This window comes from Nocardiopsis nanhaiensis, from assembly GCF_054778635.1.
Map to the genome: position 1 here is coordinate 45,718 of NZ_BAAGZJ010000042.1, position 15,971 is coordinate 61,688.

A 15,971-nucleotide genomic window follows, 5' to 3' on the forward strand; every position below is an offset into this window, starting at 1 on the left:
GTCGGACCACACACCTACCGACGGGAAGAACGCACGGTGTGTGTACGTTTTGATCCGTGCCCGCAGTCAGCGGGCGAGTACAACGGCCTCAACGGCGAGGAGATGCCCCATGACCCAGGTCCCGCTTCCCAGCTACGTCCCCCTCGCGGAGGTCATCCGCTCCGGGATGCGTGAGAGCGTGCACTACGGAGCGGTCGTCGGGCTGTCCGCCGACGGCACGATCTCCTACGCGCGCGGGCCCGTCCACGACGCCATGTTCCCCCGCTCCTCCGCCAAGCCCTTCCAAGCGCTGGCCATGCTGCGCGCAGGAGCCCCCCTGAAGGGCACCTCCCTGGCGATCGCCGCCGGCAGCCACGGGGGCGAGGACTTCCACGCGGCCGAGGCAGAGAGCATCCTGTCCGGCGCGGACCTCACCGCTGACGACCTCCAGTGCCCGACCGACATCCCGGGCGGCCCCGTGGCCCGCAAGGCCTTCCTCTCCGCCGGGCGCTCCCCGGAGCGCCTGCTCATGAACTGCTCCGGCAAGCACGCGGGCATGCTCGCCACGTGCGCTGCCCAGGGGTGGAGCACCGCCGACTACCTCGACCCCGAACACCCCCTCCAGGTGCTCGTGCGCGAGACCATTGAGGACGTGTGCGGCGAGAGGGTGGCGCACACCGCCGTCGACGGATGCGGTGCGCCCCAGCTCGCCGTGAGCCTGGTCGGCCTGGCCGAAGGGGTGCGGCGGATGCGCCAGTCCCCCGAGGGCAGCCCCGAGCGGACCGTCATCGAGGCGATGAGCGCCCACCCCGAGTACGTCTCGGGCACCGACCGCATCGACACCGTGCTGATGACCCGCCTGCCCGGCCTGGTCTCCAAAATCGGCGCGGACGGCGTCCTGGTGCTGAACGCGCCCACGGGCGAAACCGTCGCCGTCAAGATCGGCGACGGGGACGCCGAGACGCGCTCGCGGGTCCTCGTGGCCCTCACCGCCCTTCAAGCCCTCGGCGTGGACGTCGCCCCGGTCAGCGAGTACCTGACCACCGATGTGCTGGGCGGCGGCCGACCCGTCGGCGAGGTCCGCGCAGTTGAGGACTCGGGCCTCCGAACGCCGCCCGCGGCGGGCCCAGCAGTCCCCTGAGCCAGCGAACAAGCCAGAGTGCGCAGTCGAAGTGGAAGAGGAAGAGGAAGCACGGTGTCGGATACCCCGAACGAGATCGTCATCGCCGGAGCGGGCATGGCCGGGCTGCACGCGGCGGAGGCCCTGCGCGAGCACGGGTTCGAGGGGCGTCTGACGCTGGTCGGTGAAGAACCGCACCGGCCGTATTCGCGCCCCCCGCTCTCCAAGGAGGCCCTCACCGGGGTCGGGATGGACCCCGCGCCCGGGGGTCCCGGCTGGTTGGTCGGGCACCGGGCCCTCCGGCTGCGCGACGACGCCGTGATCGACGACCTCGACCTGGACTTCCGTCCTAACACCCGGGCCGCCGGGCTGGACCCGGCCGCCCGCGAGCTGCGCGTGGCCGGGCCCGACGGTGAGGGTGCACTGCACTACGACGGGCTGATCGTTGCCACGGGGGCGCGGGCCCGGCGCCCGGGGACCGACCTGGCCGGCGTGCACGTCCTGCGGACCTTGGACGACGCCGAGGCTGTGCGCTCGGCCTTCGGGTCCAGCGGACACCTGGTGGTGGTCGGCGCCGGGTTCGTCGGCGCGGAGGTCGCCGCGAGCGCCCGCGCGGTGGGCATGGAGGTCACCCTGGTCGAGGCCGCGGCCACCCCGATGACCAGGGTGGTCGACCCCAGGATCGGGGAGGTCCTCACCGACCTGCACCGCGAGAACGGCGTGGACGTGCGCCTGGGTGCGGGTGTGACCGCGTACGAGGGCGCGGGCCGCGTGGAGCGGGTGCGCTTGGCGGACGGCTCCGCGATAGAGGCCTCGCTGGTGGTGGCAGGTGTGGGTGTGCACCTCAACACCGAATGGCTGCGCGGTTCGGGAGTCGAACTCTTCGGCGACGGTGCGGTGGTGTGCGACGAGTTCTCCGCCACCTCCGTGCCCGACGTCTACGCGGTCGGCGACCTGGCCAACTGGCCGCACCCGCGCTACGGCGGCCGGATCCGGCTGGAGCACTGGACCAACGCGAGCGAACAGGGTGAGGCCGCCGCCCGCAACCTGCTCGCCGGGTCGGGGCGGACGCCCTTCACACCTGTGCCGTATTTCTGGTCCGACCAGTACAAGAAAAAGGTTCAGCTCCTGGGGCAGGGTGCGCCCGCAGATCAGGTCGCCTTCGTGCACGGGTCACCGGAGGACCGAAAATTCGTGGCGTTCCTGGGGCGCGGGGGGATGCTCACCGGTGTCCTTGGGCTGCGGTCCACCCCGCGCACCATGCGTTACCGCGGCCTGCTCGAGAACCCCACCACCTGGGATGAGGCCCTAGCCGCCGCAGAGGTTACTCAGTCACGGTGATGGCGGCCTTGGGGCACATGCGCTCCGCCTGGCGGACGCGCTCGTGGAGCTCCTCGCCGGGCTCCTCGGTCAGAAGGTAGAGGAAGTCGTCGTCCCTCACCTCGAACACCTCCGGGGCCACCCCCATGCACAGGGCGTTGCTCTCACACTGGTCGAAATCGACCTCGACTCGCATACTGCCTTCTTTCGTCCGAGGGCTGTCGCCCTGGGGTCTGCGGGTGGCCCCACCTTAATGAAGGGTCGGCCGAACCTCTCGAACCACGGGGGTTCCCGGCCGTCCCCGCAGCGGTTCGCCCGCGACATTTTCCGGCCAACGGGCGAACCGGGGCCGATCCTGCGCTGTCGTATCCGCCAGACACCCCCGGCGGGAACAGCAGGGAAGGCGTGGCATGGACGGCTACCGAATAGACCGGCAAGAAGTGGCGGACCAGGCGGACTCGGCGGAACAGTTCGACGAGGACCGGCAGGGACCGGACGGCGCCCAGGCACCGGACGAAGCGCGGGAAGGTTGGCCAGGGGGCGAACAGTGGGCCGCGGACCCCGAAACGGACTGGCGCGAACACCCGTACTTCCAGGAGCACTACACACCGCCACCGCACTACGCGGAGCCGCTGTCCCCTTGGCCCTGGCCCCCGCGGCCCAAGGCCCCGCTGCCGCAGGCACCGGTGTGGCTGCCCCTGGCGGTGCTCGGTGTCGGCACGGTGGCGCTGTTCCTGGCCACGCTCAGCCGACCTGGGCTCGGGCTGGTGATCACCGGCGTGGTGGCCGGGCTGACCGCGCTCACCGCGCTGCTGGTGCGTCCGGCGATCCCCGAGGGCGCCGAACCCACCGCCGACTCCGCCGACGGCTCCGGCCCTGAGGAAGAGGACCGGGCCGAGGACGCCCGTGAGGACCGGACCGGCGACGTGGACCAAGCCGAATCCGAGGGCGCGGAAGAGCCAGAAGTCGAGGACCGGAACCAGGCCAAGGACGAAGTTCAGACCGAGGACGCGGCCGCTGGGCCGGACGGGGACCCGGACACGGACACGGACGCGGGCCCGAACGAGGACCGGGACGCTGATGCGGGCCCGGAATCCGACAACCGCGAACCCGGACCGAACACCGACCGTTACCGGTACGCGTGGTCGGCGGTCTACGGGGTCCTCTCCGCGGTCCTTCTGGCCACCGCTGCCGTGCGGGACGCGGGTTGGGTCCTCGTGTGGACCCTGCTCGGCTCGTTCGTCCTCGCCTCACTGGCCTTCGCGGTGCACAACCCCGCCGCGCGACGGGGCCCCGTCGCGGTGGCAGCGGGGGCGCTGGCGCTGCTCCGCAACGCCCCGGCCGTCCCGGCCTTCCTGGTCCGGCCTCTGGCCCGCCTGAAGGCGTCGAACCGGACTTTCGTGCCCGCACTGGCCACCGCGGGTGCGACCTTCGGCCTCCTGGTGGTCTTCGGAGCCCTGTTCGCCTACGCGGACCCGGTCTTCTCCAGCCACGTGGAGAACCTGTTCACCTCGTTCTCCTTCGACGTGAGCGCCCTGCACCCGGTCGGGGCGGTGCTCGTGACGCTGTTCACCGGGGCCGCGGTCCTGGCCACCCGACGCCACCCGAACCCCAAGCCCGTCCCGGCCTCCGCGCCCAAGCCGGAGTGGACCGCCCAGAAGTGGCCGACCTGGGCGTGGAGCTTCCCGCTCGGTGCGCTGGCCGTCCTCTTCACTGCCTTCCTGGTGGTCCAGGCCACCGCCATGTTCGGCGGTGAAGACCACGTGCAGCGGGTCGCCGGGATGACGTACGCGGAGTACGCCCGCCAGGGCTTCTTCCAGCTGGTGGTGGTAAGTCTGCTCGTATTGGGTGTGGTGGCGCTGGTGGTGCGGTTGGTACCGGACCGCCCCTCGGGCACCCGCTCGCTGCGCAACGCCGTGCTCGGTGTGCTGTGCGTCCTGACCCTGGTCATCCTGGCGTCCGCCATGATGCGGCTCCAGCTGTACATCGACGTGTTCGGACTGACCCGGATGCGGGCCACGGCCGAAGCGTGGATCGCGTGGAGCGCGCTGGTGTTCGGGCTGGTCATCGCGGTGGGGGTGCTGAACACACTCGGCCGTCCAGCCCGTTGGCTGCCGCGTGTCACGGTCGCGGTGGGGGCCGCGGCCCTGGCCGTGTTCGCCTACAGCAACCCCGACCTGCGGGTCGCCGAGAGCCACCACGACCTCGACCTCGCCGACATCGACACCCGGTACCTGCAGGGAATGTCCGCGGACGCGGTTCCGGGACTGCTCGGTCTCGAGGGTGACGACCAGGCCTGCGCCATGGAGCGGCTCGGGGCCCGGCTTGCGGAGCCCGACCCCCTCGCCGAGCTGAACCTGTCCCGTGAGCGCGCCAGGGGGCTGCTGTCCGACGAGGAGTACGCCCATCTGCAGACCGACCGCGACGAGAACCCCTGTTCCTTCACCGTCAGGGGTTATTAGCGGCACGCCGGAGGACACGCACGAGGGCCCGTAGCGCTCAGGGCCCTCGTCCGTGTGGTGCCGGTCCGCTACGCGTCGAAGCGGTCGGTGGCCTCGAGGAGCCGGTCGAGGATCCCGGGCTCGCTGAATGCGTGGCCCGCGTCGTCGACGATGTGGAACTCCGCCTCCGGCCAGGCGCGGTGCAGGTCATAGGCGGTGCGCACCGGGGTGCACACGTCGTAGCGGCCCTGAATGATCACGCCGGGAATGTGGCGGATGCGCTCCGCGCCCTCGATGAGCTGTTCCGGGGTAAAGAAGCCCTTGTTGTGGAAGTAGTGGTTCTCGATCCGGGCGAAGGCCAGCGCGTAGTCCTCGTCCGCGTGGTGTTCGCGCAGCGCCGGGTTGGGCCGCAGGGTGATCGTCGAGCCCTCCCACACGCTCCACGCCCGGGCGGCCTCCAGCCGCACGTCGCGGTCCGAGGAACCCAGGCGCCTGGCGTAGGCGGAGATGAGGTCGCCGCGCTCGTCCTCCGGGATGGGGGCGAGGTAGTGCTCCCACAGGTCCGGGAAGAGGTTCGAGGCGCCCTCCTGGTAGAACCAGCGCAGCTCCTGCTCGCGCAGGGTGAAGATGCCCCGGACGATCAGCTCGGTGACGCGCTCGGGGTGCTTCTGGGCGTAGGCCAGGGCGAGGCAGCTTCCCCAGGAGCCGCCGAAGACCTGCCAGGCGTCCGCACCGATCATTTCGCGCAGGCGTTCCATGTCCTCGACCAGCGCCCAGGTGGTGTTGGTGGACAGGTCGACGTCCATGCGGCTGGCGTGCGGGGTGGAGCGGCCGCAGTTGCGCTGGTCGAACAGGAGGATGCGGTACTTCTCCGGATCGAAGAGCCGACGGTGGTCGGGGGTGCAGCCACCGCCCGGGCCGCCGTGCAGGAACACCACGGGTTTGCCCGCGGGGTTGCCGCACAGCTCCCAGTAGACGCGGTGCCCGTCGCCGACGTCGAGCATGCCCGTGTCGTACGGCTCGATGGGCGAGTACAAGGTGCGCAAGGCGTGGACCCTTTCGTGCTGTGGTTGGTCTCCGAGATGGTCCTACCGGGACGGAACCGGAACCGGTCCGGAACCGGGCTCAGTGCCGCCGTGGGGCCGGGGTCAGAGCCGTTCCAGGAGCTCGGCCTTCTTGGTACCGAACTCGTCGTCGGTGAGCAGGCCCTCGGCGTGCAGGCGTCCGAGCTCACGGATCTTGGTGAAGATCGCGTCGCTGTCCTCGGCGGGGGCGGCGGCGGGGGCGGCGGGTTCGGAATCGGCGTGCGCGGCCAGCCCGATGTGGGTGTTGACGGTCGCCGCCATCAGGAGTGTCTGCTCACTGCCCTTGGTCCCGTGCGAGGCGAGGGTGAAGAAGTCGTTCTCGATGTCGGCCGCCTCGGGAATGGTCACCCCCCGCAGGACCACACGCAGGAACCCCTCCGTCAGGTCGACCGGCGGGTTCCACCGGAGGGACTCGATCTCTGAGAGCGGGAACTCGCGGGACTCCTCCTGCCCCTTGGCGGTGCTCGCCATCCAGCCGTCCCATTGGAACCGCACGTTCTTTCCGTCGAAGGTGGCCGAGCCCTCTCCGGTGCGGGCCTGGACCGGCAGCCTCGCCACCAACCCCTGGGCGACCTGTTCCGGGCCGGGCGGAGCATCGAGGGTCTCGCGGGCGTAACGTGCGGACTCGGCGATCCGGTCGGCGTGGTACTCGGCAACCAGCTCCCGGTCGTGCGGCCCGGTCAGCACCAGAGGTGTGGGGGTGGTGGCGACACCCGTCGTCACCAAGCGCACGTAGGGGTCGGCCCCGTCCATCAAGTGAAGCCGGAGCCGCCACCCGTGCTTGCGGTCACCGGGGTCGAACTCCACGTCGCGCACGGCAGCCAGCGGCACGGAGCACTGGCCGAGGGCCTTGAGCAGGGCGGGAACCCTGCGTCCGACCCCGAAGGTGAAGCGCACCGTCTCGTCGTCGAAACGCCAGATCCCGTGGTGTCCGTGCAGTTCCTCCATGGATCATCATCCTAGACGGACACGCAGCCCCCGGAGTAACCCCGCGGGCCGCGCCCTGGCGCGCGGCCAGGGGTCGAGGCGCCCCGGAACGGGTAGAACCGCAGAGGCACACCCCGTCCCGCCGCCCTCTCGTGGTGGGGGCCCGTGGGCGGCGCGCTCGGCGCCCCGCCCCCGAACCGGAGGTCTTCGATGTCGAAAGAGCTGTCCGAGGGAGCACGGGAGTTCCGCGCCGCACGGGACCTGCTCCTCAAGCACCGAGAGGACCAGGAGACCGCCCGCCGGGAGTTCGACTGGCCCCGGCCGGAGCGGTTCAACTGGGCCCTGGACCACTTCGACCTGGTGGCCGCCTCCCGCCCCGACCGGACCGCGGTGTGGCTGGTGGAGAGCGACGGCACCGAAGCCCACCACACCTACCGGGAGCTGTCCGAGCGCTCCAACCAGGTCGCGAACTGGCTGATCGGTCAGGGCGTGCACCCGGGCGACCGGATCATGCTCATGCTCGGCAACCAGATCGAGCTGTGGGAGACGATGCTGGCCGCGATCAAGCTCGGCGCCGTCATCACGCCGACCGCGACCAACCTGTCCGAGGGCGACCTGGTGGACCGGCTGGATCGGGGCGACGTCGCCCACGTCATCTGCTCCCCCACCGAGACCGAGCGGTTCGAGCACTTGAAGGGCCACTGGACACGCATCTGCGTGGGATACATGGACGGGTGGCTCAGCTACCCCGATTCCGAGCACGCGGGTCTGGACTTCCACCAGCCGCATAGCACGGGACCCGAGGACCCCCTCCTGCTGTACTTCACCTCCGGCACGACCTCGCGGCCCAAGCTGGTCACGCACACGCAGAGTTCGTACCCGATCGGGCACCTGTCCACCATGTACTGGCTCGGGGTCCAGCCCGGAGACGTGCACCTGAACATCTCCGCTCCCGGCTGGGGCAAGCACGCGTACAGCAGCGTGTTCGGGCCGTGGAACGCCGAGGCCACGGTGCTCGTGGTCAACCAGGAGCGCTTCGACCCCGCCTTCCTGCTGGACGCGGTGGTGCGCTGCGGTACCAACACCATGTGCGCGCCGCCGACGGTCTGGCGGATGCTCGTCCAGGCCGACCCGGGCCGGTGGGAGGTGGGGCTGCGCGAGGTGCTGGCCGCGGGCGAGCCCCTCAACCCGGAGATCGTGGAGCGGATCCGGGAGGCGTGGGGGCTGACCGTCCGCGACGGGTTCGGGCAGACCGAGACGACGCTGCTCATCGGCAACGGCCCCGGACAGGAGGTCGTCCCGGGTTCCATGGGGCGCCCGATGCCCGGCTACGACATCGTCCTCGCGGATCCGGTCACCGAGGAGCGTGCGGACACGGGGCAGATCTGTGTGGACCTAGCCAACGAGCCCGTGGGCGCGATGCGGGGGTACTCGGACAATCCCGAGCGCACGCGCGAGGCGACCCGCAAGGGCCTCTACCGCACGGGTGACATCGCCACCCGGGATTCTCGCGGCTACATTACCTATATCGGCCGGATCGACGATGTGTTCAAAGCCTCCGATTACCGGATCTCACCATTTGAACTGGAAAGTGTTCTTCTGGAACACGAATTCGTGGCCGAGGCGGCGGTCGTCCCCTCCCCCGATCCGCTGCGCCTGGCGGTCGCCAAGGCGTACGTGGCGCTGGTCGAGGGCGCGGCCCCCGACAGCGAGAGCGCGCGGGCCGTCCTGGCGTACGCGCGCGAACGACTGTCCCCGCACAAGAGGGTCCGCCGTCTGGAGTTCACCGAGCTACCCAAGACCGCCTCGGGTAAGATCCGACGTGTACAGCTGCGGCAGGCCGAGGCCGAACGCGGCACGGTTACCGACGGCACGCGCAACCCGCGCGAGTTCTGGGAGGACGACCTCCCCGGGTTGAAGGACTGACCCCTCGATCCCGGCAGGACCCTCGGCGGGAATGGCCACCACACAATTTTCGTCTCACAGGATGAGACGTTCTCTGCGGCAATGCTCCGGTGTGGCTTTTCCCATCACCCGTGCCCCGTCGAAATGCCGACGCGAACGCTTCGAGCGTGCCCGGCCGCGCTACGGTTTTGATGCCACACGAACAACTTGACGGGACCTAGGGGAGACGATGACGAGCACGAACGACACGCGGGTGGCGAGCTACAGGCCGCTCATCGCACCCCAGGACCTGCTCTCCGAGCTGCCGATGAGCCCCGAGAGCACTGCTCTGGTGGAGAACTCGCGCAACGAGGTCAAGCGCGTCCTGGACGGCGAGGACGACCGCCTCCTGGTCGTGGTCGGCCCCTGCTCCGTGCACGACCCCGAGTCCGCCCTGGACTACGCCCGCCGCCTCCGGGACCTGATCCCGTCGGTCAGCGACGAGCTGTGCGTGGTCATGCGCGTGTACTTCGAGAAGCCCCGCACCACGGTGGGCTGGAAGGGTCTGATCAACGACCCCGGCCTGGACGACACCTACGACGTGCACCGCGGCCTGCGCACCGCCCGCAAGCTGCTGCTCGACATCAACTCCCTGGGGCTGCCCGCGGGCACCGAGTTCCTCGACCCGATCACCCCGCAGTACATCGCCGACGCGGTGTCCTGGGGTGCGATCGGCGCCCGCACCACCGAAAGCCAGGTGCACCGCCAGCTCAGCAGCGGCCTGAGCACCCCGGTCGGCTTCAAGAACGGCACCGACGGCGACGTCCAGGTGGCCGTGGACGCCGTGGGCGCGGCTGCCGCCTCCCACACCTTCTTCGGCGTGGACCCCGCCGGAGCGGGTTCGGTCGTGGTCACCGAAGGCAACCCGGACTGCCACGTCATCCTGCGCGGCGGGCGCAGCGGCCCCAACCACGACGCCGCGTCGGTGGGCTCCGCCCTGGACGTCATCGAGGGCGCCAAGCTGCCGCGCCGCCTGATGATCGACGCCAGCCACGCCAACAGCGGCAAGGACCACGTCCGCCAGGTGGCGGTCGCCCAGGGCATCGCCGCCCAGGTCGCCGAGGGCCAGAAGGGCATCACCGGCGTCATGCTGGAGAGCTACCTCGAAGAGGGCGCCCAGAAGCTCGGCGACCCGGCCGAACTCACCTACGGCCAGTCCATCACCGACAAGTGCATGGGTTGGGACACCACCGAGGGCGTGCTCGCCAACCTCGCCGACGCCGTGCGCCAGCGCCGCAAGAACGCCGCCTGAGGCACACCGGACGCCGTGGGGCCTGACGCTGTTTTCGCGTCGGGCCCCACGCTGTGCCCACCGGGCCGGAAGCCTCCCGGCGGATCAGCCGCGGGTGTCCTTGACGACCTCGCCGCCCTGGACGACCAGGGTGACGTTGTCCCGCTCGCCGAGCAGTGCGATGTCGGCGAGCGGGTCGCCTTCGCACACCACCAGGTCGGCGAGCTTTCCGGCCTCGACCGTGCCGACCCGGTCGGCCGCGCCCACCAGCTCCGCGGCGTTGCCGGTGCCCGCAACGATCGCCGCTATGGGGGAGAGCCCGACGGACACCATCTGCGCGAGCTCACGCAGGTTGCGGCCGTGTTCGGAGATCCCCGCGTCGGTACCCATCGCCACGCGCACCCCGCGGGCCACCGCGTGCGAGATCCGCCGGTAGGTCTCCTCAGCCAGAGCCCGCTTGGTGTCGATCGCCTTCTTCGACATCAAGTGGACGCGGTCCTCGAAGTCGAACGTGGTCAGGGTCGGCACCAGGAACGTGCCGCGCTCCAGCATCAGGTCGATGCCCTCGTCGTCGATCAGGTAGCCATGCTCGATGCTGGTCACCCCGCCGCGCACCGCGTTCCTGATCCCGGCCGCGCCCTGCGCGTGCGCGGCGACCGGCCGGCCGCCGTGCTTGGCGGTCTCCGCGACGATCACGGCGATTTCCTCCTCGGTGACCCCCTCGTCGGTGGGCCCGTCGGAAGGGCTGGAGAGCCCGCCCGTCGCGCACACCTTGATCACGTCGGCTCCGTCCCGGACGAGCCGCCGCGCGGACACCCGGACCTCCTGCGGGGAGTCGGCGATCTCCGCCGCCGTGTGCTCGCAGTCGTGCGCGTTGGTCCCCGAGGGCAGCGTGAAGTCGGCGTGCCCGCCGGTGTGGCTCACCAGGCGCAGCGCCATGCTCAGGCGCGGCCCCCGGATCAGGCCGCGTTCCTGGGCGATACGGAACCCGGCGTCGGCCCCGCCCAAGTCCCGGGCGCTGGTCACGCCCGCTTCCAGGGTGGTGCGCATGCGCTCGGCCGACTCGAAGGCGTGCAGGCTGCGGGAGATCTCAGCGTTGTTGCTGGCCAGGGCCCGGCCGTCGGCGAAGCCGAAGTGCACGTGGGTGTCGACGAACCCGGGGAGGAGGGTGCGCCCTCCCAGGCTCTCCACGGTGACTTCGGGCCCCGCGGCGGGCGCGTCGGCGGCGGGTCCCGCGTAGCCGATGACGCCGTCCTCGACCAGCACGGCGGCGTCAGCGACCGGGGCGGCCCCGGTGCCGTCGATGAGGGTGAGGTCCCGGTACAGGGTCCTGGCGCCGGTCATGGGGTTGACTCCTCGTGTCGGTGTGCGTTCCGGCGGCCCGGGTGCGAGCCGACGGCTTGGTGGTCGGGTGGACTATTGGTGGTCGGGTGGACTAGATGTGCGAGTACATACCCGGGCCGACGGGCAGGCCCGCGAGGTAGAACACCGCAAGAACGATCGTCCAGAGGACGAGGAATGCCATCGAGAAGGGCAGCGCACGCGCGATGACCGTACCGATGCCGGCCTTGGGCTCGTACTGTCGCAGGAAACCGAGGATGATCACCACGTAGGGGCTGAGCGGGGACAGCACGTTCGAGGTGGAGTCGCCGATACGGAAGGCCGCCTGCACGAACCCGGGTTCGTATCCGACGAGCGCGAACATCGGCACGAACACCGCGGCGAACAGGGCCCACTGCGCGGAGCCGGAGATGATGAAGAGGTTGATCAGGAAAGCCAGCAGGATGAAGCACAGGATCGCGCCGAAGCCGGTGAATCCGGTGGCCTCCAGACCTTCCGAGCCCTTGATCGCGATCCAGGTGGACACACCGGTCCAGTTGAACAGCTCCAGGAACTGCGCCATCACGAAGGCCAGAACGATGAACCCGGACATCTCCTTGATGGAGTGGCCCATCATGCGGGCGATGTCGGAGCCCCGTGAGATGGACCGGGTGACCAGTCCGTAGACGACCGCGGGAACGGCCAGGGTCAGGAAGACCAGGAAGACCACCGAACTGAGCAGCGGGGACTCCGGCAGGAAGGCACCGTCCTCGTTTCGCATGGGTGCACCCGCAGGCAGGGTCACCAGCAACACCGCGACGACGGTGAACAGTAGCGCTACTCCGGACCAGCGCAGACCCAGCTTCTCCGACCGGGTCAGTACCGGGTCCATCTTCAGGTCGGGCCGGTCCGCCTCCTCTCGGACGTCCTCCATGGCGACCTGTTCGCGGCTGACCCCTCTGCGCTCCAGGGAGGGCTCGAGAACCCTGTCGATGAGCAGGCCTCCCAGGAAACTGAGCAAGACGGCGATGGTGAGGGTAAGGAAGTGGTTGGAGACCGGGGTGACCGTGGTGCCGAGCTCCACCGAAGCCGCCGCGGTCTGGGTGATGCCGGACAGCAGGGCGTCGGTACTGGTGATGAAGGGACTGCAGCTGAACGCCGCGGTGGCGACCGCGAACCCGCCGAGCAGACCGGCGACCGGGTGGCGGCCCGCTGCCTTGAAGACCATCGCGGCCAACGGCGGGACGACCACCATGGCGGCGTCGCTCATGATGCTGCCCGCGACCGCGACGAGCGCCACGACGTAGGGGAGCAACCACTTCGGGGCGCCGCCGAAGGCCTTACGGACCAGGGCGTTGAGCAGTCCGGTGCGCTGTGCCAGACCGACGCCGAGCAGAACCGTGAGCACCACGCCCAGAGGCGGGAACCCGATGAAGTTGTCGACCAGGTTGGTGGTGAGCCAGGTCAGCCCCTCCGCGGTGAAGAAGCTGTTGATGGACTGCTCGCCCTCCTCGCCACCGGGCACCTCATAGGTGGTACCGACCGCGGACATGATCGTGGAGGCCACGGCCACGACCGCGAAGAGCAGCAGGAAGAGGATGAACGGGTCGGGAATCCTGTTGCCGGCCCGTTCGATTCCGTCGATCGTGCGGGCGAAGAATCCGGGGCGCGGTGTGCCGGGGCCGCCACCGTGCCCGCCTGTGTCGGAGCGCTTGGTGCTCATGGATCCACCTCTGGGGAGTAAGGAGGGTTGAGGACGGTCGTGGGCTTCTGGGCTTCTGGGCTGCGGGCCTCAGCTGACCACGGGGTTCGGCTGAACTCGGGGATCAGCACGCGGTGCCGCGGACGCCGGTGGTGTCCTTGTGGACCACACCGTCCTTGACCACGGCGGTGATGTTGTCGGGATCGCCCGGAACGGTGATGTCGGTGAGGGGGTCACCCGCGCAGACGACGACGTCGGCGCGCTTGCCGGGTTCGAGGGTGCCGATGTCCTCGGACCGGCCGAGGAGCGCGGCGGCGTCCCGGGTCCCGGCGAGCAGTGCTCCCATGGGGCTCATGCCGTGCTCGACGAGCAGTTCGAGTTCGCGCAGGTTGCGGCCGTGTCGGCAGATACCGGAGTCCGTGCCCAGGGCGACGCGGACACCCGCGCGGATCGCGGCGGTGATGTTCTCGCTCAGGTGCTCCTGGAGCTTGAGCTTCTTGGCGACCGCGTAGTCGGCCGACTTGGCGGGGTCGGGCGGGGTGGTGGCGGTCGCCAGGGTGGGGACGAGGTAGGCGCCGCCGGCCAGCATCAGTTCGATGCCCTGCTCGTCGATCTCGTAGCCGTGCTCGATGCTGGTGACCCCGGCGGTGAGGGCGTTGCGGATACTGCGGGCGCTCTGGGCGTGCGCGGCCACCGTGATGTCGTGGGCGGCGGCCTCACGCACGATCACGGACATCTCCTCGATGTTGAGGCCGTCGTGCCACGGGGTGTCCTGGGGGCTCCACACACCGCCACTGGCCATCACCTTGATGACCTTGGCGCCCTTGCGCATGACCTCGCGGGTGGCGCGCAGCGCCTCGGCCGGGCCGTCGGTGTTGACTGAGAGCGCACCGTCGGGGCCGAGAACGGTGCCGAAGTCGAACCCGCAACAGGTCCGGAAGTCGCCGTGCCCGCCGGTAGGGCCGAGCGCCCGGTAGGCGGTGGTGAGCCGGGGACCGGGGACGATCCCCTCCTCGACGGCCTGAACCACGGCCTGGTCCAGCCCCGCCAGGTCGCGGACGCTGGTGATCCCGGCGTCGAGCGTGGCCTTCAGGCGCGGGATCGCGGTGAAGTAGCCGTAGTGCGGCGGCTGGTGGAGCAGGTCGGCGGGGTTCATGCCGTCGCCCGACATGGTCAGGTGCACGTGGGTGTCGACGAACCCCGGGAGGACCGTGCTTCCGGCCGCGTCGACCTCCCTGTGGGGTCCGCTGACGTGCGGCGCGCGGTCGGCGGGACCGACCCAGTCGATCCGGCCGTCGCGCGCCACGACGGTCCAGTGCTCACGGGGGCCGGAGCCGGTCCCGTCCACCACGGTCCCGTCACGGACCACGAGGGTCCTCTCTACCGAGGTCATCGACGTCACCTTCTTCCTCAGCGCCCCGCTGCCCGGCTCCGCCGTCCGGAACCGTTGGTGAACGGGCACGCAATCCAACAGAAACACGCAGTTCAGGGCTGCCTCAGTGGTATTGCGGAAACCTATTCGGGAGTACGGGTAACCTGCACCGATCGCCGGAAAACAGCAGTGAGGGGGCGGACGTTGCCGGAATCGAGCACCCCGAACGAGTTCGACCTGACCCTGATCAACGCGCTCCAGCTGGCGCCAAGGGCCACGTGGGCCGAGCTCGGGCCGATTCTGGACGCGGACGCCACCACCCTCGCCCGACGGTGGAAGCGCCTGGAGGACAACGGGCTGGCCCGCATCGCCGCCTTCCCCCGCCGACGAGTGATGGCCCGGCGGCACCTGAGCTACGTGGAGCTGAGCTGCCGCAACGGCACGGTGGAGCGGGTCGCCGCCGTCCTCGCCGAGGACCGCGACACCCTCAGCATCCAGTTCGTCGCCGGCTCCCACCAGCTCATGCTCACGGTCGTCCCCGGAGACGGCCTGGCCGACTACCTGCTCAACTGGGTGGGTGGTATCCCGGACGTCGTGTCGTACCGGGTGCACGTGGTCACGGAGGTGCCCCGAGAGGCCTACCTGTGGCAGGTCCGGGCCCTGTCACCCGATCAGCGCCGCCGGTTGCGCGCCCTCTCCCCCACCCGGCGCGACCCGGTAGGCAACGAGCGGGTGACCGAGCTGGACCAGAGCATCGTCGACCTGCTGTGCGCAGACGCACGGCTCGGCTACCAGACCATCGCCGAACGGCTGGACGTCGCGCCCACCACCGCCGCGCGCCGCATCAACCGGCTGCTGCGCAACGGCCTCCTGGGGCTGCGCTGCGACATCTCCCGAGTACACATGGGGTGGCCGAGCGCCGCCACCCTGTGGGGATCCCTCGACCCCCAAGTCCTCGACGGCGTGCCCGACCTGGGCGAACGCATCCCCGAGGTACGGCTGTGCACCACCATCGCCGGGCCCGAGAACACCCTGTTCATCCTCTGGCTGCGCGATGCCCCGGACCTCACCCGCGTGGAGCGGCGGCTGCTGGAGGAGCTGCCCGGACTGCGCATCGCCGACCGGCGGATGACCCTGCGGACCTTCAAGTTCATGGGCGGGGTGACCGACGCCGAGCAGCGCTTCGTACGCTCGGTCCCGGTCCAGCTCCGCTAAGCCGGGTACCCCTGCCAGCCGGGTACATCTCCCAGCGCATGATCCTGTTCCCAGCGCTGGATTCGTCTCCCCTGCGCCGGGCGGGGTTGGGGGTTGGGGGGTTGGGGGTTGGGGGGTTGGGGTTGCCTCTCTGGGTTGGGGTTGCCTCCTTTCCCGCCGCCCGATTGTGGCCGTCTCCGCTGCGCGCCTCAAGGTCGTCGCCATCGAGCGCTTCGCGCCAAGACCGCGTAGTTAGCGCTCCGGGCCCGATGTCAAGTCCGTAACACCACACCCCTGCACCCATGACAAAACAACGGGACCTCCGATAAAACGCAG

Annotated in this window: 12 protein-coding genes; 6 read left to right on the forward strand and 6 right to left on the reverse strand. The window is 70.2% G+C overall.

What is annotated here, in order from left to right; genetic code table 11:
* Positions 1-109: 109 nt before the first annotated feature.
* Positions 110-1,120 carry an asparaginase gene (locus tag ACYVD1_RS20115; RefSeq protein ID WP_460775020.1) on the forward strand — a complete coding sequence of 337 codons (1,011 nt, stop codon included), beginning with the start codon at positions 110-112 and terminating at the stop codon, positions 1,118-1,120.
* Positions 1,121-1,174: 54 nt separating this feature from the next.
* Positions 1,175-2,440 (forward strand): NAD(P)/FAD-dependent oxidoreductase, encoded by a 1,266-nt coding sequence (locus tag ACYVD1_RS20120; RefSeq protein WP_460775022.1) that lies wholly within the window; start codon positions 1,175-1,177, stop codon positions 2,438-2,440.
* Here ACYVD1_RS20120 and ACYVD1_RS20125 read toward each other — a convergent pair.
* Complete coding sequence (locus tag ACYVD1_RS20125) at positions 2,424-2,615, reverse strand: ferredoxin (protein ID WP_460761763.1); 192 nt, start codon at positions 2,613-2,615, stop codon at positions 2,424-2,426. The two genes, ACYVD1_RS20120 and ACYVD1_RS20125, sit on opposite strands and share 17 nt — an antisense overlap.
* Positions 2,616-2,829: 214 nt before the next feature.
* Between ACYVD1_RS20125 and ACYVD1_RS20130 the strand changes: the two genes are divergently transcribed.
* On the forward strand, positions 2,830-4,881 hold the full coding sequence (locus ACYVD1_RS20130; RefSeq protein ID WP_460775026.1) for a DUF4153 domain-containing protein: 2,052 nt from the start codon (positions 2,830-2,832) through the stop codon (positions 4,879-4,881).
* A 68-nt stretch (positions 4,882-4,949) separates the two neighbouring features.
* Here the strand turns inward: ACYVD1_RS20130 and pip are convergent, their stop codons facing one another.
* Together pip and ACYVD1_RS20140 are read right to left on the reverse strand one after the other, a co-directional pair.
* Positions 4,950-5,906, reverse strand: coding sequence for a prolyl aminopeptidase (gene pip / locus ACYVD1_RS20135; RefSeq protein WP_460775031.1), 957 nt, complete (start codon positions 5,904-5,906; stop codon positions 4,950-4,952).
* A 102-nt stretch (positions 5,907-6,008) separates the two neighbouring features.
* Positions 6,009-6,893 (reverse strand): DUF4429 domain-containing protein, encoded by an 885-nt coding sequence (locus ACYVD1_RS20140; protein WP_460775035.1) that lies wholly within the window; start codon positions 6,891-6,893, stop codon positions 6,009-6,011.
* Positions 6,894-7,082: 189 nt separating this feature from the next.
* On the opposite strand from ACYVD1_RS20140, the gene ACYVD1_RS20145 reads away from it, so the two are divergent.
* A complete protein-coding gene (locus ACYVD1_RS20145) occupies positions 7,083-8,798 on the forward strand; it encodes an AMP-binding protein (RefSeq protein ID WP_460775039.1) in 1,716 nt (571 codons plus the stop codon).
* Between the two features lie 208 nt (positions 8,799-9,006).
* Positions 9,007-10,068 carry a 3-deoxy-7-phosphoheptulonate synthase gene (locus ACYVD1_RS20150; RefSeq protein ID WP_460775042.1) on the forward strand — a complete coding sequence of 354 codons (1,062 nt, stop codon included), beginning with the start codon at positions 9,007-9,009 and terminating at the stop codon, positions 10,066-10,068.
* An 84-nt stretch (positions 10,069-10,152) separates the two neighbouring features.
* Here ACYVD1_RS20150 and ACYVD1_RS20155 read toward each other — a convergent pair whose 3' ends face one another.
* The 3 genes from ACYVD1_RS20155 to ACYVD1_RS20165 form a co-directional block, all read right to left on the reverse strand.
* Entirely contained in the window at positions 10,153-11,391 is a 1,239-nt protein-coding gene (locus ACYVD1_RS20155; RefSeq protein WP_460775046.1) for a metal-dependent hydrolase family protein, read from the reverse strand.
* Between the two features lie 91 nt (positions 11,392-11,482).
* Positions 11,483-13,090 carry an AbgT family transporter gene (locus tag ACYVD1_RS20160; protein WP_460775050.1) on the reverse strand — a complete coding sequence of 536 codons (1,608 nt, stop codon included), beginning with the start codon at positions 13,088-13,090 and terminating at the stop codon, positions 11,483-11,485.
* Positions 13,091-13,193: 103 nt separating this feature from the next.
* Complete coding sequence (locus tag ACYVD1_RS20165) at positions 13,194-14,462, reverse strand: metal-dependent hydrolase family protein (RefSeq protein ID WP_460775053.1); 1,269 nt, start codon at positions 14,460-14,462, stop codon at positions 13,194-13,196.
* 183 nt (positions 14,463-14,645) lie between these two features.
* Here ACYVD1_RS20165 and ACYVD1_RS20170 point away from each other — a divergent pair, with 183 nt between their 5' ends.
* Positions 14,646-15,656 (forward strand): Lrp/AsnC family transcriptional regulator, encoded by a 1,011-nt coding sequence (locus tag ACYVD1_RS20170; RefSeq protein ID WP_460775055.1) that lies wholly within the window; start codon positions 14,646-14,648, stop codon positions 15,654-15,656.
* The last annotated feature ends 315 nt before the right edge of the window (positions 15,657-15,971 follow it).